The 259-nt window shown below is 24.3% G+C and carries 1 protein-coding gene; it reads right to left on the reverse strand.

Going from position 1 to position 259, the window contains the following annotated elements:
* Positions 1-259 (reverse strand): transposase (locus tag ACQRD5_RS17360; RefSeq protein WP_427747134.1); only part of this gene is annotated, 259 nt, incomplete at both ends.

Below are 259 nucleotides of genomic sequence, written 5' to 3' on the forward strand. Positions count from 1 at the left end.
ACACTTACTTTTATAGTTACAATCACTGCAATCTTCACACGCATAAATTGTTTTTTCACTTTCATATCCTGTTTTTGATTTTCTTAATTTTACACCTTCCATTTTTAGCTTTTTACCATTCTGACATATAAAAAAATCTTTTTCAGAATCATAATCCATATTTTCTATTTTACCAATATCATTTTTATATTTTCTAGTTTTTGATAATTCGTAGTTAGCAGGTTTAATAAATGCTATTTGATTATTCTCTTCAATAAAG

The sequence above is a fragment of the Clostridium sp. SGI.024 genome, assembly GCF_050315195.1.
GTDB lineage: Bacteria > Bacillota > Clostridia > Clostridiales > Clostridiaceae > Clostridium.